Source organism: Peribacillus sp. P4_B1 (assembly GCF_056402395.1).
Window position 1 is genome coordinate 1 of record NZ_JBFUHM010000029.1, and the last position, 21448, is coordinate 21448.

The window sequence follows — 21448 nt, forward strand, 5'->3', positions numbered from 1 at the left end:
GCCCACGTGTTACTCACCCGTCCGCCGCTAATCTCAGGGAGCAAGCTCCCATCGATTCGCTCGACTTGCATGTATTAGGCACGCCGCCAGCGTTCGTCCTGAGCCAGGATCAAACTCTCCGAAGAAATGTTTGACTTGCTCATTTTGCTTTTTTGATAGTGTGTGCTCACTTAAAATTTAACGTTGGCGCTTTGTTTTGTTCAGTTTTCAAAGAGCAATTTTTTCGCTATATCTCTTAGCGACTTTAATATCTTAACATCTTATTACCGCTTCGTCAATAACTTTTTTTGAAAAGTTTTTTCACTCTTTTTCAAAAGCATTACTACGTTGCAGCAACTTTTATAATATACCAGTGTATAAATTAATAGTCAATAGGTTTTTTGAATATAATTCACTTTTATATATCATGACTGATTTCCCTTGGTTAAGTTCGTTTTCACCCTCATATACATTAGGCATTCCTCCTCAGTGCTCACCCTTTTAAACAGTCTGAAAAGGATGTTATATTTTTCGTTTATTGCCCTTTTTACTAAGTGATCAATTCTGTCATCTTGCAAATCGAAAAGTATTTCATCCATCTCTCTTTTTAACAGGTACTCCAATTCCATCTTTTCTTTGTCATTAATCAATAAACCGAGCATGATTCACACCTCCATCAGACATCTTTCCCCATTCACACCCTTTTTATGAATTTTCAACTGATTTTTTGCATAACAATAATCCTCGCGCATAAATTTGAAGACAAGAGTCTTTTGGACAAGGGGATGGATTAATGAAATTTTTCATGGTGCTTCATGCAAAAAAAATCAAGTATTATTCGTTAATTTTACTTACGGCACTTTTTACCGCATGGTTCCTTTTTGTGCAAAACATTCTTCAAGCCCCTGTTTTTTCTACAGAAGATGGGCCAAAAGCGGTTTATAAAGGGGAACAGAATGTCGCGATTACGTTCAATATTGGCTGGGGTGATGAGAAAGCCGCCCCGATAATAGAAACATTAAAAAGGGAACAGATTAAATCAGCCACTTTTTTCCTTTCGGGATCTTGGGCTGAGCGCCATCCGGACATAGTAGAGAAAATTAGGAAAGAAGGATATGAAATCGGTATGCTTGGTTACGATTATAAGGATTATTCCGAAATGGAAGATCAAGAAATCATCCGAGATATATCTAAAGCTCAAGAAGCATTTAAAAAACTGAATGTAAAGAATATAGAACTTTTACGGGCGCCCACCGGTCACTTTGATAAACGCCTCTTAAAGATCAGTGAGAACTTCGGATATACTGTAGTCCATTGGAGCATCGATTCAAAGGATTGGACCAATCCAGGTGTTGACCAGATCGTTCAGAACATCAGTAAGACCAAAAAGGGTGATATAATCTTATTACATGCTTCAGACTCAGCAAAACAAACTAATAAGGCTTTGCCACAGTTACTAGGGGAACTACAATCAAAAAATTTAAACTTTGTTAACGTTTCTGAAATGATTTCCAATTCATCGGCAAACAGTGAGGAAATCCGCTGACTGAAAAAACTGCGTACTGATGGTCCTCATGAACCTTAGTACGCAGTTTTTATGTTGACTTCCTTATGTATGGCCCGACTTACAGTAGATTAGCTGCTGCCTTTACCTAATTCGCCGGCTTTCATTTCCTTTGCTCGAGTTTGCTTCCGTGCTTTTTTACTGGCCAATTCCTTTTGTGATCGTTCAATCAATTTGCTTAGAACCAAGAGTTGATAAGCATTGCAGACTATCAAAGGAAGCAGCATGAAGTAAAGCCAGCTTTCATCATTGGTACTTAGGACAGGTAACCACTCCAAAACTGTGACTACGACCATGAAGAATAAGGCTGGGATAAACGATTGTCTATTCGTTTGTTTCATTTTGAAATAAGCTGTTATCAGTGCTGCAGCCAAAACAACCAATGCTAACACGATATAGGAACTAATCCCCTCGCCTGAACCAAAATTAAGATATCGCAGGTAAACCAGGTCAAAAACAACAAAAAGGATAAGTACAATTTGAACGGCATTCCATAAAGAAGCGCTTTTAAATACTCCCAGGCCAAAACGATGGATCGTTAAATAGGCAAAAAAGCCAGCTTGACTTATGACACTAAAAATTAACCCAACACCGAATAACCAAATAAACGTGGATAGGATGGCGCTGGCTTCAAAAGAAGAGAAATAAGCCTCAAACTCACTCCATCGAGCCAAAAACCCTACAACTCCGCCCGTTACACCACCGATAAGCAATGTTGTTAAAAACAATTTAACTAAATTACGGCTGTTCATTGTTTTCCTCCATACATTTCTATTTAATTCCCCTAATTGTACCAACCAAATTTGGAAAAATCCACTTATTCCACCAAGGAATAATATCGCCGTTTGGAACCATATTAACAATAAGAAGGATGAAAGGGGCCCTGCGTATGAGAGTGGGAGTTGCTTTGCTTTTCACGTCATTCTTACTCGTTTGTTCCGGTTGTGCTCAAAATGGAGCAGGCGCAGATAAAATGGAGTATGAAGAGACAAAGAAAATGGTCGTCGATATCTTGAAGACAGATGATGGAAAAAAAGCCATCCAGGATATCATTTCCGATGATAAAACGAAAGCTGAACTTATAATGGACTCGGATGTCATTAAGAAATCCATTGAAGATATGGTCACTTCAGATAAAGGAAAGGAATTTTGGAAAAAGACATTTAATGATCCTGAATTCGCTTCCGCTTATGCTAAAGCTTTAGAAGACGAACATAAAAAGGTATTGAAGGATTTAACTGCTGATCCTCAGTATCGTGGAATGATCATGGATATATTGAAAGAACCGGATATGGAAAAAGAAATGAATAAATTATTAAAAACAAAGGAAATGCGTTCCGTCTATAAAGAGCTGATCATAGAAACCATGGAGAGTCCTCTCGTTCAAGCGAAAATGCAGGAGAGATTGGATAAAGCAGCTACTAAAGCGGTAGAGAAGGAAAATAAGGATAAAAAGGCAAAATAATAAAAAAAGGCTGATTCCATTGGAATCAGCCTTTTTTTATTGTAGCTTTTCAATGACCTTTTTAGCAATATCCTCGTAAATCCTACCGAGCCTATGATCTGCTGCGTAAATGGATGGAGCAAAGTCCTCTTCGTTCCAATCTGGCTGTTGTAACGGGAGTTGACCTAAGACTTCTGTTCGAAGCTCTTCTGCAAGCTTCGCTCCGCCGCCTTTTCCGAAAACATATTCTTTTTCACCGGTCGTTTTACTTTCGAAGAATGACATATTCTCAATAACACCAATGACTTCATGTTCTGTCTTGATGGCCATGGCACCAGCTCTTGCAGCAACGAAGGCAGCAGTCGGATGCGGTGTCGTAACGATGATTTCTTTACATGAAGGGAGCATCGTATGCACGTCCAATGCAACATCGCCTGTACCTGGTGGTAAGTCAAGGACTAAATAGTCCAATTCTCCCCATTCCACTTCATTAAAGAAACTGTTAAGCATTTTTCCCAGCATCGGCCCTCTCCAGATGATAGGCGCGTTATCTTCCACAAAAAAGCCCATTGAGATAACCTGAACGCCAAACCGTTCTACAGGAATGATTTTTTCCCCGCGGACGACTGGTCTTTTTGTTATCCCCATCATATCAGGTACACTGAATCCATAAATATCAGCGTCAACCAATCCGACCTTTTTACCCAAGCGAGCAAGTGAAGTGGCGAAATTCACTGAAATCGTAGATTTTCCCACTCCCCCTTTACCACTCGCAATCGCAATGAATTGTGTCTTGCTGTTAGGTCCAAGCAAGCCTTGGTCCGCTTCATCCTGCGGAATGCCTTCCCGGTGCTTGGCTAACTCATCTTCAGAAAGCTCCGTGAAACGAATCCCTACAGATTCCGCTCCGTTCGTTTTCAGCAAGTCCACCACTTCCGATTGCATTTGCATTTGCTCGGCAGTCCCCGTTTTCGCAATGGCAAGTTTAACGCTTATATGATTCTTTTCAGGTTTTATTTTGATTTCTATAATCCCATTTGTCTCTTCAAGGCTTTTATGTAGAAAAGGGTCTTTAAGATCCTTTAATAAATTCAGTACTTTCTCTTCTGTTAACAAGTCGAGCACCCCTTTGAATTCGTTTTATTTTCCCATTTTTCAGTATAACATATTACTGAAATAAAGCTTATTATCTGCCCTGTACGCGAAACCTGATTACTTCCCCATAGTAAAAAGGGCCTTGTACGTTACAAGACCCAGAAATCACTCTTCTTGCGTTAGTTTTTCCTCTGTAAAGTAACGTAAAATACCCATATAAATCGAACTGGCCACCTTTTCTTGATACCGATCACTGACTAGGCGCTCCCTTTCCTCCTTATTGGAAAGAAAACCAATTTCCACAAGAGCTCCCGGTTTCTTAGCACGATTCATCAAATATACATGATTTATTGTTTTTGCATCACGCTTTGTATTTTCAAGGTTTCTAATGATTTCAGTCTGAATGAATTTTGCTACCTGTTCATTTTCCTCAAACCTGTTTGTATAAAAGGTCTGGGCTCCTTTCGATGACGCTGAAGGAAAAGAATTCAAATGAATACTTAAGAATAAGTCCGCTTCCGAATCATTGATCATTTCAACCCGGTTCCGTAAATCTTCCTGTTTTCGCTGGCGGATCCCTTTTGTCTTTCCCTGTGCCAAATCCTCATCCTTCTCACGGGTCATGATGACAAGGGCACCCTGTTCCTGTAAATAGTCCCGAACCTTTAATGAAACGGAAAGGGCAATTTCCTTCTCCATTACCTCTTGTACATTTGCCCCGCCGTCCATTCCCCCATGACCGGCATCCAGCACGATTACCTTACCTGCCAACGGAAGGTTCCAGGAGTCCCAAGAATCATCTTCAACAAATTTAAAAGTTACAATTAAAAAAAGGACAAACAATCCCATAGCGATTCCTGTATATTTCAGCTTTCTACGCATGACCGTTCCCCTTCCATGATTCCTATACTAAAAGGTATGGGACAAACCATGGAATTAGAACAAGGTATGGGATTTTTGCCTTCTAATGCAGTTTCATTTTATATCGTTTTTCACCAGTCTTAAAGCCGTCCTGCCACCACTCTCCCACAAACCCTTCACAGCAATAAAACAACCCTTCATCGAAAGCGTTATTCGCTGTAACTTCTCTCCAATACAAAATAAAGTTAAAAAGAGTATCGGTCAAAAACTTCTCTTCCTTCCAACACCTGGCCCTTACATCTTCTTCTGACTCACCGTAATAGCCAAACTTACTATAGTTCGCTCCTAATAAATAAGCCTCGATGGCAACATCGAAGTAGCCTTCCTCCAAGACATCCATGAAATCCTGTCCAAAGTAACGCTGAATCCTTCCCTTCATATCGTCGATAGAAAGATCCCTGAGCAATCTACGTTCGAACTTCAATTGCCTTTCCCTTTGCATCTCCTGTAAACCTAATATCACAGCCATATTTCACCTCCGGGGCAATCCCCCATTTCCCAAATTATTTCCTAAGACATAATTTAGTTTTTGCGTTCTATTTTGAACCATTCATTTATTCTATTGGCAAAATATAATGAGAATAAGTTCATCAGCCGTAGCATGGGTGAATGGAAGTAAATGAAGAAGGCACATGGAACTCGATTTAATATAGAGTCTCTTCTTTAAGAAACGTTGTTAAAAGGCAGAACGCATATTCGAGTGATAAAAGTCTGTTTACAAGGACTTGGAATAAAGATAAACCTTTGAGGAGGATCCAGTTGTTTTTTTAAAATGAATCGCTACGCGATCCTACGAACGCACCGCTTGAGTAAACAGGAATATGATTGCATCTTCGGAGGTTTACTCGTTGTTTTCCCCACTTACATGCCAATCATTTGGACCTAAGAAACTTGGAATTATCCCCCGATAACTCGCCACTCAGGCTGCTACCCGAGGCTGTCCGTGCCGACTCGGGCAGCTCACCACGCACGCCTCTTCAGGACATTAATTCAATATGTAAATATTCTTATCTGTACTTCTTTCTTGAACTTTAAGCGAATGTAATGATTTTGTTTTCTCTTTCAATCCCCTTAAAAAAAACTCGATTAGGATGAAAAAGGACATCCATGGTAAACGGATGTCCTTCTTTCACATGATATAACATATTGCAATAGCGGTCATAATCACTGCTTATTTAGCAGCTGGGGTGAAATTCAAAGCGTTAGTTCACTCATCAAAAAGGCACTTTTTTGAGGTCACAAACAACGTATTCCAACTCCAAGAATGGTTTGAAATAGTTTCCGCAAATTCCACTGCCTATATCTGACCAGCTCTTTTCATTAAGCGTCCTGCAAGGGGCACTACAATTATACCCGCTAATACGACCTGCATTACGTTTCCGAGGATAGAGCCGAATGGCTGTATCCAGTTACCGTAAAGGATAACTTCGGCAAAATAGTAGCCCACGACTTTTACAATCAATGCAACGACAACGGCAAGTGTATATACAAGTTCTCTTTTTCCGGGTACCTTCTCGGATATGAGGCCAGCTAAAAAGCCCATTGCACCTACGATGATGAATGTAAACGGTGCCCATGCTGCCCAAGGAGAGATAAGATCGGAGAAGGCCATTCCGATTGCGCCTGCTATCGCTCCTGTTTTTTTGCCATATACCAAAGCTGCTATAAAAAGGGGAACGTTACCAAGATGGATTAGGCCTCCGTTACCCATTATTGGGAGCTTGATGTTGATCATTGTCGCTACAAGGGTTAATGCGATGAATAGCGCATTGATGACCAAGGCTTTTGTTTTAGTCATTTCAATTGGTGAGAATGTTGAATTCATATGAGGTCCTCTTTCTTTTTTTAAGTACTATCATACTCCTTATCAGAAACTTAATAAATATGGATTTTACAAATAAATCTTTATCATATAAATAAACTCCCGTGATTTAAAAGGAACACACCATTACGATCCCGGCATTTCATTTGGGCTAGGATGGTAAAAGCCGATAAGAGAGGTATAAAGCGTTAATTACCTTTGATTCTCCCCTTAAGCCTCTATTTATTCTTGGATTCAGACATCCCATGATTCTTACCTTGTTGAAGCCGGAGTAAGGTTAAAGAAGATGGGGCGATACTAGGGACATTCATATGACAATGATCATACATAAACATGTAACAGATACTAGAGAGCAAAAACCTTCTAAATCCCAAAAGGTCCATGGAGCTATGGTGTGGTCAAAAGCTTTCTTTTCATAAAAAAGACTCCCAACCAAAATGGTTGAGAGCCTTTCGAAACGAAAATAGAATTAACGTTTTGAGAACTGAGGTGCACGACGTGCGCCTTTAAGACCGTATTTTTTACGCTCTTTCATACGTGGGTCACGAGTTAGTAAACCAGCAGTTTTAAGAGATGGACGGTATTCTGGATCAACTTGAAGTAATGCACGGGCGATACCGTGACGGATTGCTCCAGCTTGACCAGTGTATCCACCACCGCTAACGTTTACTAGAACGTCGTAATTTCCAGTAGTTTCTGTAGCAACTAGTGGTTGGTTAACAACTTCACGTAATGCTGCGAAAGGAATATATTCATTAATGTCACGACCGTTAATAACGATGCGACCTTCGCCTGGTACTAAACGTACACGAGCTACTGAGCTCTTACGGCGACCAGTACCATAATATTGAACTTGTGCCAAGATAGTAACCTCCTTAGTAATTATCCGCGTAATTCGTATACTTCTGGTTGTTGAGCAGCGTGTGGGTGCTCAGCTCCAGCGTATACGTGTAATTTTTTGTAGATTTGACGACCAAGAGAATTCTTTGGAAGCATACCTTTGATAGCAAGTTCAAGCATTCTCTCAGGGTAGTTTGTACGCATTTCAAGAGCAGTTCTAGTTTTAAGACCGCCTGGATGCATAGTGTGACGGTAATAAATTTTGTCAGTCAATTTTTTACCAGTCAAGTGGATTTTTTCAACATTGATTAGAATTACATGATCACCAGTGTCAATGTTAGGTGTAAAAGTTGGTTTATGTTTACCACGTAAGATGGATGCTACTTCAGTAGAAAGGCGACCCAAAGTTTTGCCTTCAGCGTCAATCACATACCATTTACGTTCTACTTCATTAGCTTTCGCCATAAATGTCGTACGCATGGTTAACCTCCTAAAAAACTTTTTAATTTTTTATATTTATTTTCAATCACAATAAACTTCCGGGGCTTATCGTGGGATTAAAATACATACCATATTATATTAACTTCTCCCAGATTCATTGTCAAGGGAATGTTACACTAGGATAAGTTGTCTATAAAACACTCTTTGCAACTCCATGAAAAGGTCAGTATGGCATCAAACCGCTCCATTACTGATTTCATCCTGTTTGCCAGTTGTAAAAAAACTGGTATCACTTCGAAAATATTTTTATTTGTAAAATACTTTCCATAAATACAAGCCTTGGGCAGGTGCTGTTTTCCCTGCAAAACTGCGGTCCTTTTTGTCCAATATCCCGATCATATCCCGGGGTTCCATCTTACCGCTGCCGACTTCCAGGAGCGTCCCAACCAAGATCCGCACCATATTATACAAAAACCCTTCCCCAACGAAGCGAAAAACCATGAAGCCATCGCTCTCTTCAAAGTCAATTTCTTGGATGGTTCGAACCTTATCGACCACTTCCGTTTTTGCCGAACAAAAACTTGTAAAGTCATGAGTCCCTACCAAATAGGAAATTGCTTCCTTAATCGCCTTCCCATCTAATGGATAGGGGTAATGATAGGCGTAATTCCGCTTAAACGGATCTCGTAATTTGGATCGGGCTATGATATAACGGTACTCTTTCCCAGTCGTATGGAACCTGGCATGAAAATCATCAGGCACGATATCGACTTCCAAAACGATAATATCGGTCGGAAGAAGGGCGCTGAACGCCTTTACCCAATTTTCAGTAGGAAATGTAAGGGGTGATTCAAAGTGAATCACCTGCCCCTTTGCATGAACCCCTGAATCTGTCCTGCCTGAAGCAGTGACCTTTATAATTGTGCCTTTGTGCATTTGGGCTAAGACTGCCTCAAATTCACTTTGGATGGTCCGTTTCTCAGGCTGCACCTGATAACCAGCGAAGTCCGTGCCGTCATAAGCGATCACACATTTATATTTTGGCATAGTACTCTTCCTTATTATGAACGTAATAAAAATAACATGACCGTAAGAAGACCTATTGAGACCATCAAAAGGCTATCACTCGTCTTCCAGTCCAATTGGCGGTATTTCGTGCGGCCTTCCCCACCACGGTATCCTCTTGATTCCATGGCAGTCGCCAATTCTTCTGCCCGTTTGAACGAACTCACAAATAAAGGAACAAGCAGCGGTACAATCGATTTAACCCTGTCCTTTATAGGACCTGATGAAAAGTCAACTCCCCTTGCCGTTTGAGCCTTCATGATTTTTTCTGTTTCCTCCATCAGCGTTGGAATGAATCGAAGGGCAATGGACATCATCAATGCTAGTTCATGTACAGGCATTTTCCACTTTTTCAAGGGTCCCAACAGCTCTTCCATCCCATCTGTAATGGATATTGGGGTTGTCGTCAAAGTTAATAAAGACGTAACAAGGATTAGTAAAGTAAATCTTACGGATATGAACAAACCTTGAATCAAACCGCCTTCATAGATTTCGAACCAACCGTATTCAAAAAGCAATTCCCCTTCTTTCGTAAACAATATATGGAGAAGGAATGTAAATACGATTAAGAAAAAAATAGGTTTTAACCCATTATAAAGATAGCGAAGCGGTATCTTCGAAAGGCTAATCAACAGGATGGTGAAAACCGCAAGTAAACCATAAGAAACGACATTATTCGCCAAGAAGATGACACAAACAAACAGGAACACAAGGAGCAATTTAGCCCTTGGGTCCATCTTGTGTATCAGGGAGTCTGCAGGGACATAACGCCCGATAATCATTTTATCCAGCATCAGCGGTTCCCCCGTTTCATGGCTTTATCTATTTCTACAGCTAAATCACCGATATTAAGACATGGATGATCAAACCGAACCCCAAGTTCCTTCTGGAGCTTGAGCTGAAAACGGACCGTATCAGGTACATCCAGGCCAAGCTCCAGAAGTTGTTCTGGCTCGGAGAAAATTTCCTGGGGAGTTCCCTTTTTGAACACCGTACCCTGGTGCATGATAATGATGTCATCCGCGTACTTGGCTGCATCCTCCATGCTATGTGTCACCAGAATTGTAGAAATGCCCCTAACTTTATGCAAATCATAAAACATATCCATGATTTCTTTGCGTCCTCGTGGGTCCAGTCCCGCTGTGGGCTCATCCAGTACCAATACTTCCGGCTCCATGGCAAGTACCCCGGCAATGGCCACCCTTCGCATTTGACCACCGGATAAGTCGAATGGAGATTTTTCAAGAACTTCCTCACTCAACCCCACTTGGGCGATAGCTTTCCTGGCCAGTTTCTTTGCATCGATTTCAGAAACCCCAAAATTCATAGGTCCGAAACATATATCCTTTTCAACCGTTTCATCAAACAGTTGATGTTCCGGAAACTGAAAAACAATTCCAACCTTTTGTCTAATCGACCGTAATGCCTTTTCTTTTCGTCCAGCCTCAATCGTCCGATCACCAATGAAGACCCTGCCCTTCGTCGGTTTTAAAAGAGCATTCAAATGCTGCAGTAGCGTCGATTTTCCGGACCCTGTATGCCCGATGATTGCGGTATAGGTTCCAGGCTCCATTGAAATATTGACATCATGAAGGGCTAGATGTTCAAAAGGAGTATTCACCTGATAGCGGTATTCTACATCATCGAGTGTAATTCGCATAAATCCTTCACCAACTCTTCCTCTGTCAAATGCCCATCAACCACACGAACACCATTTTTTTGTAACTCTTTGGTTAGTTTCACTGAAAAGGGAATATCCAGACCAAGGGCAATTAATTCTTCCTCTAATTCAAAAATACCCTGAGGCGGTCCTTCACGATATAACCGACCTTGGTTCATGACTATCATTCGATCAGCTTTCGCAGCTTCCTCAAGATCATGGGTGATCGATATGACGGTAATCTCGTTTTCCTGTTTTAATTCCCTAACTGTTTCAAGCACTTCTTCACGGCCTCTTGGGTCAAGCATTGAGGTTGCTTCATCTAAGATGATTATGTCTGGCTGCAAGGCTATTACACCTGCTATGGCCACTCTCTGCTTTTGACCGCCGGATAGATGGTGCGGCTCTTGATTAAGAAAGGCATTCATTTTAACCTTATTTAACGCACCATGAACACGCTCCACCATAACCTGCTGAGAAACACCGGCGTTTTCTAAACCAAAAGCCACATCATCCTGAACTGTAGTGCCTACAAACTGATTATCTGGGTTTTGAAAAACCATGCCAATTTTCTGGCGTACATCCCAAACGGTTTCTTCTGTCAGAAGTTGACCATTAATCGTAATGGTACCTGAATTAGGGAACTGAAGACCATTCAGTAACTTCGCTAATGTCGACTTGCCAGAACCATTATGTCCGACAATCGCAAGCCACTCCCCCTGATGAATATCAAAAGAAACATCATCCAAAGCGTTTCGAGACTGACCCTCATATTTGTAAATAATATTATTTAAAGAAACCAGCTTCTTCCCCATGTGGCCCTCCTCATCCTCGACTGCACTCGTCTAATCTGAACTCTGCTCTATCAACATAAACATAGTAGTATTTCTTCTGAAAATATAAAAAAACGCTGCACCCCTTCCACCGAAAGAATTTTCGGTAAATTAAGAGCAGCTTACAGCGGGCCTGTTACGAAAAACAGGTTATCTTATAATCGCTTATTAAAAAAAGCGGGAAGGGATGCTTGAGCTAGACGTGAAGGCTCCCTGTATAAACAGGTTCCGCCAGCCATCGTAACACTCAATGCGAATTTCTAAAAAACAGAATTTCTATTTAAAAAAAGAAAAAGGGCATAGAACAAGTGAGTATATTCATTTGTCCCGCCCTTTTTCATCGTTGTTATTAAACTAATTCAATAACCACGACTGGTGCACCGTCACCGCGGCGTGGACCAACTTTCATGATACGAGTGTATCCACCTTGACGTTCTTCATAACGTGGAGCCACGTCACTGAATAGTTTTTGAAGGGCATCTGTGCCTTTCTCAGCGTCAGCGATTTCGTTACGGATGAATGATGCAGCTTGACGGCGTGCATGCAAGTCACCACGTTTACCAAGAGTGATCATTTTATCTACTACAGAACGTAATTCTTTTGCACGTGCTTCAGTAGTTTCAATGCGCTCATGGATAATAAGATCCGTAGCTAAATCACGAAGTAATGCTTTACGTTGTGCGCTAGTGCGTCCTAACTTTCTGTAACCCATTAGAGATTCCCTCCTTTGTTGAAGTTCTATATTGTGTGTCTAAAACAAGGCTCACAACATAATGGATTGATTCCGCCATGTTATCAGTCGTCTTTACGAAGACCTAAGCCTAATTCTTCTAGTTTCGCTTTCACTTCTTCAAGTGATTTACGGCCTAGATTACGTACTTTCATCATATCTTCTTCCGTTTTATGAGCTAGCTCTTGAACGGTATTGATTCCAGCACGCTTCAAGCAGTTGTAAGAACGAACAGAAAGGTCTAATTCTTCGATCGTCATCTCAAGAACTTTTTCTTTTTGATCTTCTTCTTTTTCAACCATGATTTCAGCATTTTGAGCTTCATCGGTTAACCCAACGAAAATATTTAAATGCTCTGTTAAAATCTTAGCTCCAAGTGCTACCGCTTCTTGCGGACCCGTACTGCCATCAGTCCAAACATCGAACGTTAACTTGTCAAAGTTAGACAACTGTCCAACACGTGTATTTTCAACTTGGAAAGATACGCGTGAAACCGGAGTGTAAAGAGCATCGATTGGAATTACACCAATTGGCTGGTCTTCTCTCTTGTTTTGAACAGCAGGAGTGTAGCCGCGGCCGCGACGTGCAGATAAACGCATACGCATATGACCGTTTTTACCAATTGTAGCAATATATAAATCCGGATTAAGAATTTCTACATCACTATCATGAGTGATATCAGCAGCCGTGATGACTCCGTCACCTTGAACGTCAATTTCCAGCGTCTTCTCTTCATCAGAGTAAATCTTAAGAGCTAGTTTTTTCACATTAAGAATGATAGATGTTACATCTTCCACGACGCCTTCAATTGTTGAGAACTCATGTAGCACTCCATCAATTTGTATAGCTGTGACAGCAGCACCTGGGAGTGAGGATAAAAGGATACGACGTAAGGAGTTACCCAATGTAGTACCATACCCACGCTCTAGTGGCTCTACGACGAATTTACCGAATTTGGTATCGTCGTTGATTTCAACCGTTTCGATTTTTGGTTTTTCTATTTCGATCATCAATAAACCCTCCTTCAAAACGTCAAAACCCCGGCAAGTAAACTAAGTCACTTAAACCGAAATTCCCCATGTATACGTTCCCGCTGTGCGCAACAACTGAAAATTAATCTTCTGTAAGAACGCAAACTCAGTATTATATCCCATTATTGACAGGAATACAAAATCTATACAGAAAAATTAAACACGGCGACGTTTTGGTGGACGGCATCCGTTATGTGGAACTGGAGTTACATCTTTAATTGCAGTTACTTCTAGGCCAGCAGCTTGAAGTGCACGAATAGCAGCCTCACGTCCAGCACCAGGTCCTTTAACTGTAACTTCAAGAGTTTTCATACCATGTTCAATTGATGTTTTAGCAGCTGTTTCAGCAGCCATTTGTGCAGCGAATGGAGTGGATTTACGAGATCCACGGAATCCTAGAGCTCCAGCACTTGACCAAGAAATAGCATTACCATGAGAGTCAGTGATCGTAACGATAGTGTTATTGAATGTTGAACGAATATGTGCAATACCAGTTTCTATATTCTTTTTCACACGACGTTTACGTGTATTAGTTTTACGTGCCATGAAAAGTAACCTCCTTTACTAATTATTTTTTCTTGTTAGCTACAGTACGACGAGGTCCTTTACGCGTACGAGCATTGTTTTTTGTATTTTGACCGCGAACAGGAAGACCACGACGGTGACGTAAACCACGGTAAGAACCGATTTCCATTAAACGTTTGATGTTTAGGGAGATTTCACGACGAAGGTCGCCTTCTACTTTAAGCTTGTCAATGATATCACGAATTTTATTCAATTCGTCTTCCGTTAAGTCACGAACGCGAGTTTCTTCAGAAACGCCTGCTTCTGCAAGAACTTTCATCGCGGTTTGTTTTCCAATACCATATATATATGTTAATGAGATAACAATACGTTTGTCACGGGGAATATCTACTCCAGCAATACGTGCCATGCTTGAGTGCACCTCCTTCTATTTAGCCTTGTTTTTGTTTATGTTTAGGGTTTTCGCAAATAACCATAACTTTACCTTTTCTGCGGATAACTTTACACTTTTCGCAGATTGGTTTGACTGATGGTCTGACTTTCATTGCTATCTAACCTCCTTATACAGATCGGAGCGTAACCGGATTATTTGAACCGGTATGTGATTCTGCCGCGAGTTAGATCATACGGGGAAAGCTCAACCGTAACTTTATCTCCAGGCAAAATGCGAATAAAGTGCATACGAATTTTACCGGATACATGAGCTAAAACAGTATGACCATTTTCTAATTCTACCTTAAACATTGCATTTGGCAAAGTCTCTTGTACTGTGCCTTCTACTTCAATTACATCATCTTTCGCCATTAAAGTGATTCTCCCTTCTCTATGCGTGAACCTATTAAAGGTACACATCTTTCCGTCAACATTACTACAGTCCAATTATCCTCATAAGTCTTACAATTCTGCATCAAGTATTCACCATTTTGTAGAACCAGGCTTTAACTGAGGACCTTTATCAGTTGGACCGAAATGAGGATTTTATGGGTCCTCATGTAAGTCTTGACCGATTCCGTGACCGACATACTCTCGAAATAGAGAAGCAATTAGTCTCGACATAGGTTTGAATAGCATGGGAGATGTTTGAAAGGCGCACGCCTGACATAGCTTCTTTCAACCCTCTATATCACGACTCTTTAGGAATCCCAATAGAGTCACTGCATTTCTTCATCAATTTTGCCGACCGGATATGTCCATGAAGATCACTTAGAAAGTAATCGCCCAATTCAGGGAATACCAAGTACAAGAACCTGATTAATAAATGTGCGAATGCTCTCGCGAAATCCATTATACCCTTTGTATTAAAGGAATGCACCAAGTTTAACTAGTAAGTTGTAAAAATGGTTTGAATTTCATAAATCAATACGAATGATTAATTTTGCAAAGCACCAAGTAACACATCAATATCTTCAAATACCTTATTAATATCTTGCTGTCCGTTAATGTTGACCAAGTATCCTTTTTCTCCGTAGAAATCAAGAAGTGGTTTGGTTTGTTTCAAATTCACATCTAAGCGATTTTGAACCGTTTCTTCATTATCATCAGCACGTTGATATAATTCTCCGCCGCAGCGGTCGCATACATCATCTTTAGCGGGAGGATTGAATACAAGATGATATGTCGCACCACATGATTTGCAAATACGACGTCCTGTCAATCTTTCCATTAAGATGCTTTTATCAACATCGATATTAATGACAAAATTCATTTTTCGATCTAAATCAGTAAGAATGCTTTCAAGTGCTTCTGCCTGTGCCACAGTACGTGGAAAACCATCAAGCAAAAATCCTTTTAGGCAGTCTTCCTTGCTTAATCTTTCACGTACAATGCCAATGGTAACTTCATCTGGTACCAATTCGCCTTTGTCCATGAATGATTTTGCCTTTAGACCTAATTCTGTTCCATCTTTGATAGCTGTTCGGAACATATCTCCAGTAGAAATATGAGGGATATTATATTTTTCTACGATTTGTTCAGCTTGAGTGCCCTTACCAGCACCAGGCAGACCCATTAACACTAGATTCAATTTTCTTCCCCCTCAAACTCTATAATGGGTAAAGGGAACAAGGCGTTCCCAAAACTCATTACTTTATAAAGCCTTTATAGTGTCTCTTCACAAGTTGTGATTCAAGCTGCTTCATCGTATCAAGGGCAACCCCCACTACGATTAGCAAACTAGTACCACCAATCTGTGCAGATTGAGGTAAATCAGCAATCTTAATGAAGAATACCGGTAAAACGGCAATGATGGCTAAGAATATAGAGCCTACAAACGTCAAACGGTATAAAACACGTGTTAAATATTCTTGTGTACTCTTACCTGGACGAATCCCCGGCACATAGCCACCTTGCTTTTTCAAATTCTCAGCCATTTGTTCAGGGTTAACCTGAATGAATGCATAAAAATACGCAAAAGCAATGATAAGAGCGACATATATGATCATACCAATTGGATTGGTATAAGCAAGATTTTCTGTTATCCAACTAGTAACACTGTTCTTTCCAAAGAAAGATGCGATTGTAGTAGGAGTGATAAGAAATGCCATTGCAAAGATTACCGGAATAACCCCTGCAGCATTTACTTTCAATGGTAAATGTGTAGACTGGCCACCCATTTGTGTACGACCTACCGCAGCACGTTTGGCATACTGAATAGGAATTTTACGTAATGCCTGCTGAATGAAGATGACAGCAACCACGATTGCTAATACTGCTAATACAATGAGGATAATCGTTATAATTCGTAAGAATAATTGATCGCCAGCATTTTGAAATTGTTGGGCGTATATTTGATTTGCCGTTGTTGGCAAACTAGCTACGATACCAGCAAAGATTATGATGGAAATCCCATTACCCACACCCTTAGCAGTGATCAGCTCCCCTAACCACAAAAGAAAAGCTGTTCCTGCCGTTAAGACAGTCGCAATAAGCAAGTATGTTGCAATTCCAGGATTTTCAATCAACTGGCCACCTGACATATTATTGAACCCATAAGACATGCCCAAAGCTTGGATAAATCCTAGGATAATAGTGAAGTAACGCGTGAATTGAGCTAATTTACGGCGCCCTGCTTCCCCTTGTTTAGACCATTCAGTGAACTTAGGTACAACATCCATCTGTAATAGTTGAACGATGATAGATGCCGTGATATATGGCATGATACCCATCGCTAATATGGAGAAGTTTTTTAGTGCTCCGCCGCCAAAGGTATTTAAAAGACCTATGACGCTCAGCTGGTCCTGTTCAGCGAGAAAACCGGCATTCACATGCGGTACAGGTATAAATGTACCGATGCGATAGACGATTAACATTAGAAGGGTAAAAATAATCTTATTCCTTATTTCACCCACGCGCATAAAATTGGAGATCGTGCGAAACATTAGATCACCTCTGTATTACCGCCAGCAGCTTCGATAGCTTCTTTAGCAGTAGACGAGAATTTGTGAGCTTTAACAGTAAGCTTTTTCTCAATGCTTCCTTTTGCAAGAATTTTGATTCCTGCTTTTTCTTTACTAACAACTCCAGTCTCAAGTAAAAGAGCTGGTGTTACTTCAGTACCGTCTTCGAAAAGATTTAACGTATCAAGATTCACGATAGCATAGTCTTTACGGTTGATGTTGGTAAATCCACGTTTAGGTAAACGTCTGAATAGAGGAGTTTGTCCCCCTTCAAATCCAAGACGCACACCGCCGCCGGAGCGAGCGTTTTGTCCTTTATGTCCTTTACCTGCTGTTTTACCGTTACCAGATCCAATACCGCGACCTTTACGTTTACGTTCTTTACGAGAACCTTCTGCAGCTTTTAACTCATGAAGTTTCATGTTGGCACCTCCTTGTTAAGTTAAAAATTATTTTATTGTTCTTTTACAGTAACAAGATGAGCAACTTTGGTAATCATACCGCGAATCGCAGGGTTATCTTCATGAATAACCGTTTGATGCATTTTGCGTAAACCCAAAGTGTTAACTGTAACACGTTGATCTTCAGGACGACCAATCAAGCTGCGAGTGAGGGTAATTTCTAATTTATTAGCCATAATTCGATTTCCCTCCTTATCCTAACAGTTCTTGTACTGATTTTCCACGTAACTTAGCTACGTCTTCAGCACGTTTCAATTGCTTCAATCCTTCAATTGTTGCGCGAACCATATTAATAGGTGTATTAGTACCTAGTGATTTAGACAAGATATCGCTAACTCCGCCTAATTCTAGTACCGCACGAACAGGACCACCAGCAATTACTCCTGTACCTTCAGAAGCTGGTTTCAATAGAATGTGACCTGCGCCATAGCGACCGTTCACAAGGTGAGGAATTGTAGTTCCAACCATTGGTACAGTAATTAGATTTTTCTTAGCGTCCTCAATAGCTTTACGGATAGCATCCGGAACTTCTTGAGCTTTACCAGTACCAAATCCAACATGACCATTTTTATCACCAACAACAACTAGTGCAGTGAAACGGAAACGACGTCCGCCTTTAACAACTTTAGCTACACGATTTACTGTAACTACGCGTTCTTCAAGTTCTAATTTATTAGGATCAATGCTACGCATCTGTTATGTCCCTCCTTATCCATTAAAATTCTAAGCCGTTTTCACGAGCAGCGTCAGCCAATGCTTTAACACGACCATGGAAGAGGTAACCACCGCGGTCAAATACCACAGCTTTGAAACCTTTTTCAACAGCACGTTTCGCAATAAGTTCGCCAACTTTTTGAGCTGCTTCAGCATTGCTACTAGCTTCGATACTGATCTCTTTATCAAGAGTTGAAGCACTTGCTAATGTTACGCCTTGTGCATCGTCAATTAATTGTGCGTAAATGTGTTTGTTTGAACGAAACACATTTAAACGAGGACGAGCTTCTGTTCCAGAAAGCTTAGCACGTACACGCGCATGTCTTTTCTGACGAGTAGCATTTTTATCAAGCTTCGTAATCATTTACGTCACTCCTTTCGTTTACTTATGCGGCATTACTTACCAGTTTTACCTTCTTTACGACGAACGAATTCGCCTTCGTAACGGATCCCTTTACCTTTATACGGTTCAGGTGGGCGAACATCACGGATATTAGCTGCTAGAGCTCCTACACGTTCTTTGTTTGCACCTTTGATGATTACTTTTGTATTAGAAGGAACTTCGACTTCAACGCCAGCTTCTGGTTCTATTTCTACAGGGTGAGAATATCCTACGTTAAGGATAAGCTTAGTACCTTGCTTTTGTGCACGGTACCCAACCCCAATAAGTTCAAGTGATTTTACAAAACCTGTTGATACACCTTCAACCATGTTAGAGATAAGTGCGCGAGTAGTTCCGTGTAAAGAACGGTGAGCCTTCTCGTCAGACGGACGTGTAACAGTTAACACGTTCTCTTCAACAACGATTGTAAGGTCAGGACTGAATGATCTAGTTAATTCACCTTTAGGACCTTTAACAGTTACTTCACTTCCGTTAACAGTAACCGTTACGCCTGTAGGGATTTCAATAGGTTTTTTACCTATACGAGACATATTGTGCACCTCCATTCTTGTGAAAATGTATTACCAAACGTATGCTAAAACTTCTCCGCCAGCTTGTTTAGAGCGAGCTTCCTTGTCTGTTAAAACTCCGTGAGAAGTAGAAACAATTGCGATACCTAAACCGTTTAGAACGCGTGGTACCTCTCCAGTTTTTGCATATACACGCAAACCAGGTTTGCTGATACGTTTTAGACCAGTGATAACACGTTCGTTGTTTGCACCGTATTTTAAGAAGATACGGATGATACCTTGTTTGTTGTCTTCGATTAATTCAAAGTCACGTACGAAGCCTTCACGCTTTAAGATCTCAGCAATTTCCTTTTTGATCTTTGAAGCAGGAACTTCTAGTTTTTCGTGACGAACCATATTCGCATTACGGATGCGAGTAAGCATATCTGCAATAGGATCTGTCATGACCATTATATTTTACCTCCTTCCCAAACTCGGGTTTTACCAGCTAGCTTTTTTAACGCCAGGAATTTGTCCTTTATATGCAAGTTCGCGGAAACAAATACGACAAAGTTTAAATTTACGTAATACAGAATGTGGACGTCCGCAACGTTCGCAACGTGTATATTCTTGTACTTTAAACTTCTGTTCGCGTTTTTGCTTTACGATCATAGACTTTTTAGCCACGATTTCGCCTCCCTTTATTTAGAGATTACTTTTGGAACGGCATTCCAACTTGAGTAAGTAGTTCACGAGCTTCTTCGTCAGTGTTGGCAGTCGTTACGATAACGATATCCATACCACGAACTTTGCTCACTTTATCGTAATCAATCTCAGGGAAGATAAGTTGTTCTTTAACACCTAATGTATAGTTCCCACGTCCGTCAAAGGATTTCTTTGAAACGCCGCGGAAATCACGTACACGTGGTAAAGATACAGATACTAGCTTATCAAGGAATTGATACATACGTTCTCCACGTAATGTAACCTTCGCTCCGATAGGCATACCTTCACGCAAACGGAAGCCTGCGATTGATTTTTTAGCTTTTGTTATAACTGGTTTTTGACCAGTGATCAATGTAAGTTCTTCAACAGCTGTATCTAAAGCTTTTGAGTTAGATACTGCGTCACCCACACCCATGTTAATAACGATTTTCTCAATGTTTGGTACTTGCATTACTGATTGATAGTTGAATTTACCCATCAATGACGGTGTAATTTCACTTTTGAATTTTTCTTTAAGGCGGCTCATTGCTTAGTGTACCTCCCTTCATTTATGACTTATTTATCTAAAGATTCACCTGATATTTTAGCTACGCGTACTTTTTTACCATTTTCGATCTTATATCCAACACGAGTCGGTTTACCTGATTTAGGATCAAGTGGCATTACATTGGATACGTGAATAGCAGCTTCTCTGCTGATAATTCCACCTTGTGGATTAATTTGAGATGGCTTGGAATGCTTTTTCACGATGTTAATTCCTTCAACAAGCACACGATTTTGTTTCGGATATGCTTCAAGAATTGTTCCTTGTTTGCCTTTGTCCTTACCAGAGATGACTACGACTTTGTCACCTTTTTTAACATGCATTAGCTTGGCACCTCCTTGAAAGGCTTTATACAAATTTTACATATTATAGAACTTCTGGAGCTAGAGAAACGATCTTCATGAAACTATTGTCACGTAATTCACGAGCAACAGGTCCAAAAATACGAGTTCCACGTGGGCTCTTATCGTCACGGATAATTACACATGCGTTTTCATCAAAACGAATGTAAGAACCGTCAGGACGACGCATACCACGTTTTGTACGGACAACAACAGCCTTAACGACTTCACCTTTTTTAACAACGCCTCCTGGTGTTGCCTGTTTAACTGTACAAACGATGACATCACCAATGTTTGCAGTTTTACGGCCAGAACCACCTAGGACTTTAATTGTTAGCACTTCACGAGCACCTGAATTGTCAGCGACTTTTAAACGAGATTCTTGTTGAATCATGTACGGTACCTCCCTTCGGAATTAGCTTAATC

Annotated in this window: 32 protein-coding genes, 1 rRNA gene and 1 pseudogene; 2 read left to right on the forward strand and 32 right to left on the reverse strand. The window is 40.6% G+C overall.

From position 1 onward, the window contains the following. Together AC1DVK_RS16500 and AC1DVK_RS16505 are read right to left on the reverse strand one after the other, a co-directional pair. A 16S ribosomal RNA gene (locus AC1DVK_RS16500) occupies positions 1 to 125 on the reverse strand; the annotation flags it as partial. A gap of 279 nt (positions 126 to 404) precedes the next feature. Next, positions 405 to 641, reverse strand: a complete 237-nt coding sequence (locus AC1DVK_RS16505) for a hypothetical protein (protein WP_061440405.1) — start codon at positions 639 to 641, stop codon at positions 405 to 407. Between the two features lie 131 nt (positions 642 to 772). Between AC1DVK_RS16505 and pdaB the strand changes: the two genes are divergently transcribed. Next, positions 773 to 1525, forward strand: a complete 753-nt coding sequence (gene pdaB / locus AC1DVK_RS16510) for a polysaccharide deacetylase family sporulation protein PdaB (RefSeq protein ID WP_061440404.1) — start codon at positions 773 to 775, stop codon at positions 1523 to 1525. Positions 1526 to 1614: 89 nt separating this feature from the next. On the opposite strand, the gene AC1DVK_RS16515 is transcribed toward pdaB, so the two are convergent. Continuing rightward, complete coding sequence (locus AC1DVK_RS16515; RefSeq protein ID WP_061440403.1) at positions 1615 to 2295, reverse strand: KinB-signaling pathway activation protein; 681 nt, start codon at positions 2293 to 2295, stop codon at positions 1615 to 1617. Positions 2296 to 2432: 137 nt separating this feature from the next. Here AC1DVK_RS16515 and gerD point away from each other — a divergent pair, with 137 nt between their 5' ends. Continuing rightward, positions 2433 to 3008, forward strand: coding sequence for a spore germination lipoprotein GerD (gene gerD / locus AC1DVK_RS16520; RefSeq protein ID WP_061440402.1), 576 nt, complete (start codon positions 2433 to 2435; stop codon positions 3006 to 3008). Between the two features lie 36 nt (positions 3009 to 3044). On the opposite strand, the gene AC1DVK_RS16525 is transcribed toward gerD, so the two are convergent. From AC1DVK_RS16525 to rplN, 29 genes and pseudogenes are all read right to left on the reverse strand, one after another. Beyond that, positions 3045 to 4103: a P-loop NTPase gene (locus AC1DVK_RS16525; protein ID WP_410862727.1), complete on the reverse strand. Its 1059-nt coding sequence runs from the start codon at positions 4101 to 4103 to the stop codon at positions 3045 to 3047. 144 nt (positions 4104 to 4247) lie between these two features. Next, the gene (gene cwlD, locus AC1DVK_RS16530) at positions 4248 to 4964 is read right to left on the reverse strand and encodes an N-acetylmuramoyl-L-alanine amidase CwlD (RefSeq protein WP_061440400.1); all 717 of its coding nucleotides are present in this window, start codon (positions 4962 to 4964) and stop codon (positions 4248 to 4250) included. An 82-nt stretch (positions 4965 to 5046) separates the two neighbouring features. Continuing rightward, positions 5047 to 5472: a DUF2521 family protein gene (locus AC1DVK_RS16535; RefSeq protein ID WP_061440399.1), complete on the reverse strand. Its 426-nt coding sequence runs from the start codon at positions 5470 to 5472 to the stop codon at positions 5047 to 5049. Positions 5473 to 6300: 828 nt separating this feature from the next. Further along, a complete protein-coding gene (locus AC1DVK_RS16540; RefSeq protein WP_089364075.1) occupies positions 6301 to 6828 on the reverse strand; it encodes an ECF transporter S component in 528 nt (175 codons plus the stop codon). A 466-nt stretch (positions 6829 to 7294) separates the two neighbouring features. Continuing rightward, positions 7295 to 7687 carry a 30S ribosomal protein S9 gene (gene rpsI / locus AC1DVK_RS16545; RefSeq protein WP_034304957.1) on the reverse strand — a complete coding sequence of 131 codons (393 nt, stop codon included), beginning with the start codon at positions 7685 to 7687 and terminating at the stop codon, positions 7295 to 7297. A 20-nt stretch (positions 7688 to 7707) separates the two neighbouring features. Continuing rightward, positions 7708 to 8145, reverse strand: coding sequence for a 50S ribosomal protein L13 (rplM, locus tag AC1DVK_RS16550; RefSeq protein ID WP_034304960.1), 438 nt, complete (start codon positions 8143 to 8145; stop codon positions 7708 to 7710). 267 nt (positions 8146 to 8412) lie between these two features. Further along, on the reverse strand, positions 8413 to 9153 hold the full coding sequence (gene truA / locus AC1DVK_RS16555; protein WP_284469081.1) for a tRNA pseudouridine(38-40) synthase TruA: 741 nt from the start codon (positions 9151 to 9153) through the stop codon (positions 8413 to 8415). A 14-nt stretch (positions 9154 to 9167) separates the two neighbouring features. Beyond that, positions 9168 to 9965, reverse strand: coding sequence for an energy-coupling factor transporter transmembrane component T family protein (locus AC1DVK_RS16560; protein WP_089364073.1), 798 nt, complete (start codon positions 9963 to 9965; stop codon positions 9168 to 9170). Further along, positions 9965 to 10831, reverse strand: a complete 867-nt coding sequence (locus AC1DVK_RS16565; protein WP_089364072.1) for an energy-coupling factor ABC transporter ATP-binding protein — start codon at positions 10829 to 10831, stop codon at positions 9965 to 9967. Before AC1DVK_RS16565 ends, AC1DVK_RS16560 begins: the two co-directional genes overlap by 1 nt. Further along, positions 10807 to 11646: an energy-coupling factor ABC transporter ATP-binding protein gene (locus AC1DVK_RS16570; RefSeq protein WP_410862729.1), complete on the reverse strand. Its 840-nt coding sequence runs from the start codon at positions 11644 to 11646 to the stop codon at positions 10807 to 10809. The genes AC1DVK_RS16565 and AC1DVK_RS16570 overlap by 25 nt, the downstream gene beginning before the upstream one ends. Positions 11647 to 12013: 367 nt before the next feature. Then, the gene (gene rplQ / locus AC1DVK_RS16575) at positions 12014 to 12376 is read right to left on the reverse strand and encodes a 50S ribosomal protein L17 (protein ID WP_061440393.1); all 363 of its coding nucleotides are present in this window, start codon (positions 12374 to 12376) and stop codon (positions 12014 to 12016) included. 83 nt (positions 12377 to 12459) lie between these two features. Next, positions 12460 to 13404 (reverse strand): DNA-directed RNA polymerase subunit alpha, encoded by a 945-nt coding sequence (locus tag AC1DVK_RS16580; protein WP_053349049.1) that lies wholly within the window; start codon positions 13402 to 13404, stop codon positions 12460 to 12462. 177 nt (positions 13405 to 13581) lie between these two features. Further along, positions 13582 to 13971, reverse strand: coding sequence for a 30S ribosomal protein S11 (gene rpsK / locus AC1DVK_RS16585; RefSeq protein WP_028390438.1), 390 nt, complete (start codon positions 13969 to 13971; stop codon positions 13582 to 13584). Between the two features lie 22 nt (positions 13972 to 13993). After that, positions 13994 to 14359 (reverse strand): 30S ribosomal protein S13, encoded by a 366-nt coding sequence (gene rpsM, locus AC1DVK_RS16590; protein WP_057915228.1) that lies wholly within the window; start codon positions 14357 to 14359, stop codon positions 13994 to 13996. A gap of 22 nt (positions 14360 to 14381) precedes the next feature. Continuing rightward, positions 14382 to 14495, reverse strand: a complete 114-nt coding sequence (gene rpmJ / locus AC1DVK_RS16595; RefSeq protein ID WP_003156543.1) for a 50S ribosomal protein L36 — start codon at positions 14493 to 14495, stop codon at positions 14382 to 14384. Positions 14496 to 14535: 40 nt separating this feature from the next. After that, entirely contained in the window at positions 14536 to 14754 is a 219-nt protein-coding gene (infA, locus tag AC1DVK_RS16600) for a translation initiation factor IF-1 (RefSeq protein WP_028390440.1), read from the reverse strand. Positions 14755 to 14796: 42 nt separating this feature from the next. Next, positions 14797 to 15248, reverse strand: a pseudogene (locus AC1DVK_RS16605) (M24 family metallopeptidase); the annotation flags it as partial. A gap of 71 nt (positions 15249 to 15319) precedes the next feature. Beyond that, positions 15320 to 15973 carry an adenylate kinase gene (locus AC1DVK_RS16610; protein WP_061440392.1) on the reverse strand — a complete coding sequence of 218 codons (654 nt, stop codon included), beginning with the start codon at positions 15971 to 15973 and terminating at the stop codon, positions 15320 to 15322. Between the two features lie 58 nt (positions 15974 to 16031). After that, positions 16032 to 17327 (reverse strand): preprotein translocase subunit SecY, encoded by a 1296-nt coding sequence (secY, locus tag AC1DVK_RS16615; protein WP_061440391.1) that lies wholly within the window; start codon positions 17325 to 17327, stop codon positions 16032 to 16034. Beyond that, a complete protein-coding gene (rplO, locus tag AC1DVK_RS16620) occupies positions 17327 to 17767 on the reverse strand; it encodes a 50S ribosomal protein L15 (RefSeq protein WP_034304982.1) in 441 nt (146 codons plus the stop codon). Before rplO ends, secY begins: the two co-directional genes overlap by 1 nt. A gap of 32 nt (positions 17768 to 17799) precedes the next feature. Continuing rightward, complete coding sequence (gene rpmD, locus AC1DVK_RS16625; protein WP_057915223.1) at positions 17800 to 17982, reverse strand: 50S ribosomal protein L30; 183 nt, start codon at positions 17980 to 17982, stop codon at positions 17800 to 17802. Positions 17983 to 17998: 16 nt separating this feature from the next. Then, positions 17999 to 18499 (reverse strand): 30S ribosomal protein S5, encoded by a 501-nt coding sequence (rpsE, locus tag AC1DVK_RS16630; protein WP_034304987.1) that lies wholly within the window; start codon positions 18497 to 18499, stop codon positions 17999 to 18001. A 22-nt stretch (positions 18500 to 18521) separates the two neighbouring features. After that, complete coding sequence (gene rplR / locus AC1DVK_RS16635) at positions 18522 to 18884, reverse strand: 50S ribosomal protein L18 (protein WP_061440390.1); 363 nt, start codon at positions 18882 to 18884, stop codon at positions 18522 to 18524. A 32-nt stretch (positions 18885 to 18916) separates the two neighbouring features. Continuing rightward, positions 18917 to 19453, reverse strand: a complete 537-nt coding sequence (gene rplF / locus AC1DVK_RS16640) for a 50S ribosomal protein L6 (RefSeq protein WP_061440389.1) — start codon at positions 19451 to 19453, stop codon at positions 18917 to 18919. Positions 19454 to 19483: 30 nt separating this feature from the next. Further along, positions 19484 to 19882 (reverse strand): 30S ribosomal protein S8, encoded by a 399-nt coding sequence (rpsH, locus tag AC1DVK_RS16645; RefSeq protein WP_061440388.1) that lies wholly within the window; start codon positions 19880 to 19882, stop codon positions 19484 to 19486. A 30-nt stretch (positions 19883 to 19912) separates the two neighbouring features. Next, positions 19913 to 20098 (reverse strand): type Z 30S ribosomal protein S14, encoded by a 186-nt coding sequence (locus AC1DVK_RS16650; RefSeq protein WP_034304998.1) that lies wholly within the window; start codon positions 20096 to 20098, stop codon positions 19913 to 19915. A gap of 25 nt (positions 20099 to 20123) precedes the next feature. After that, positions 20124 to 20663, reverse strand: coding sequence for a 50S ribosomal protein L5 (rplE, locus tag AC1DVK_RS16655; protein WP_048677889.1), 540 nt, complete (start codon positions 20661 to 20663; stop codon positions 20124 to 20126). 29 nt (positions 20664 to 20692) lie between these two features. Beyond that, complete coding sequence (gene rplX, locus AC1DVK_RS16660) at positions 20693 to 21004, reverse strand: 50S ribosomal protein L24 (RefSeq protein ID WP_061440387.1); 312 nt, start codon at positions 21002 to 21004, stop codon at positions 20693 to 20695. A gap of 43 nt (positions 21005 to 21047) precedes the next feature. Beyond that, positions 21048 to 21416 carry a 50S ribosomal protein L14 gene (gene rplN, locus AC1DVK_RS16665; RefSeq protein ID WP_061440386.1) on the reverse strand — a complete coding sequence of 123 codons (369 nt, stop codon included), beginning with the start codon at positions 21414 to 21416 and terminating at the stop codon, positions 21048 to 21050. Positions 21417 to 21448: the final 32 nt, after the last annotated feature.

What these genes read in the sequence shown, in the direction of transcription:
- rpmJ (WP_003156543.1), bottom strand. Translation starts at nt 14,495, where the DNA reads ATGAAAGTCAGACCATCAGTCAAACCAATCTGCGAAAAGTGTAAAGTT.
- AC1DVK_RS16580 (WP_053349049.1), bottom strand. Translation starts at nt 13,404, where the DNA reads ATGATCGAAATAGAAAAACCAAAAATCGAAACGGTTGAAATCAACGAC.
- cwlD (WP_061440400.1), bottom strand. Translation starts at nt 4,964, where the DNA reads ATGCGTAGAAAGCTGAAATATACAGGAATCGCTATGGGATTGTTTGTC.
- rplQ (WP_061440393.1), bottom strand. Translation starts at nt 12,376, where the DNA reads ATGGGTTACAGAAAGTTAGGACGCACTAGCGCACAACGTAAAGCATTA.
- rpsK (WP_028390438.1), bottom strand. Translation starts at nt 13,971, where the DNA reads ATGGCACGTAAAACTAATACACGTAAACGTCGTGTGAAAAAGAATATA.
- AC1DVK_RS16505 (WP_061440405.1), bottom strand. Translation starts at nt 641, where the DNA reads ATGCTCGGTTTATTGATTAATGACAAAGAAAAGATGGAATTGGAGTAC.
- rplX (WP_061440387.1), bottom strand. Translation starts at nt 21,004, where the DNA reads ATGCATGTTAAAAAAGGTGACAAAGTCGTAGTCATCTCTGGTAAGGAC.
- gerD (WP_061440402.1), top strand. Translation starts at nt 2,433, where the DNA reads ATGAGAGTGGGAGTTGCTTTGCTTTTCACGTCATTCTTACTCGTTTGT.
- rplN (WP_061440386.1), bottom strand. Translation starts at nt 21,416, where the DNA reads ATGATTCAACAAGAATCTCGTTTAAAAGTCGCTGACAATTCAGGTGCT.
- AC1DVK_RS16570 (WP_410862729.1), bottom strand. Translation starts at nt 11,646, where the DNA reads ATGGGGAAGAAGCTGGTTTCTTTAAATAATATTATTTACAAATATGAG.
- rpsM (WP_057915228.1), bottom strand. Translation starts at nt 14,359, where the DNA reads ATGGCACGTATTGCTGGAGTAGATATTCCCCGTGACAAACGTATTGTT.
- AC1DVK_RS16540 (WP_089364075.1), bottom strand. Translation starts at nt 6,828, where the DNA reads ATGAATTCAACATTCTCACCAATTGAAATGACTAAAACAAAAGCCTTG.
- AC1DVK_RS16515 (WP_061440403.1), bottom strand. Translation starts at nt 2,295, where the DNA reads ATGAACAGCCGTAATTTAGTTAAATTGTTTTTAACAACATTGCTTATC.
- rplE (WP_048677889.1), bottom strand. Translation starts at nt 20,663, where the DNA reads ATGAGCCGCCTTAAAGAAAAATTCAAAAGTGAAATTACACCGTCATTG.
- rplO (WP_034304982.1), bottom strand. Translation starts at nt 17,767, where the DNA reads ATGAAACTTCATGAGTTAAAAGCTGCAGAAGGTTCTCGTAAAGAACGT.
- rplF (WP_061440389.1), bottom strand. Translation starts at nt 19,453, where the DNA reads ATGTCTCGTATAGGTAAAAAACCTATTGAAATCCCTACAGGCGTAACG.
- rpmD (WP_057915223.1), bottom strand. Translation starts at nt 17,982, where the DNA reads ATGGCTAATAAATTAGAAATTACCCTCACTCGCAGCTTGATTGGTCGT.
- rplM (WP_034304960.1), bottom strand. Translation starts at nt 8,145, where the DNA reads ATGCGTACGACATTTATGGCGAAAGCTAATGAAGTAGAACGTAAATGG.
- AC1DVK_RS16535 (WP_061440399.1), bottom strand. Translation starts at nt 5,472, where the DNA reads ATGGCTGTGATATTAGGTTTACAGGAGATGCAAAGGGAAAGGCAATTG.
- infA (WP_028390440.1), bottom strand. Translation starts at nt 14,754, where the DNA reads ATGGCGAAAGATGATGTAATTGAAGTAGAAGGCACAGTACAAGAGACT.
- rpsH (WP_061440388.1), bottom strand. Translation starts at nt 19,882, where the DNA reads ATGGTCATGACAGATCCTATTGCAGATATGCTTACTCGCATCCGTAAT.
- AC1DVK_RS16565 (WP_089364072.1), bottom strand. Translation starts at nt 10,831, where the DNA reads ATGCGAATTACACTCGATGATGTAGAATACCGCTATCAGGTGAATACT.
- secY (WP_061440391.1), bottom strand. Translation starts at nt 17,327, where the DNA reads ATGTTTCGCACGATCTCCAATTTTATGCGCGTGGGTGAAATAAGGAAT.
- rpsE (WP_034304987.1), bottom strand. Translation starts at nt 18,499, where the DNA reads ATGCGTAGCATTGATCCTAATAAATTAGAACTTGAAGAACGCGTAGTT.
- truA (WP_284469081.1), bottom strand. Translation starts at nt 9,153, where the DNA reads ATGCCAAAATATAAATGTGTGATCGCTTATGACGGCACGGACTTCGCT.
- rplR (WP_061440390.1), bottom strand. Translation starts at nt 18,884, where the DNA reads ATGATTACGAAGCTTGATAAAAATGCTACTCGTCAGAAAAGACATGCG.
- pdaB (WP_061440404.1), top strand. Translation starts at nt 773, where the DNA reads ATGAAATTTTTCATGGTGCTTCATGCAAAAAAAATCAAGTATTATTCG.
- AC1DVK_RS16560 (WP_089364073.1), bottom strand. Translation starts at nt 9,965, where the DNA reads ATGCTGGATAAAATGATTATCGGGCGTTATGTCCCTGCAGACTCCCTG.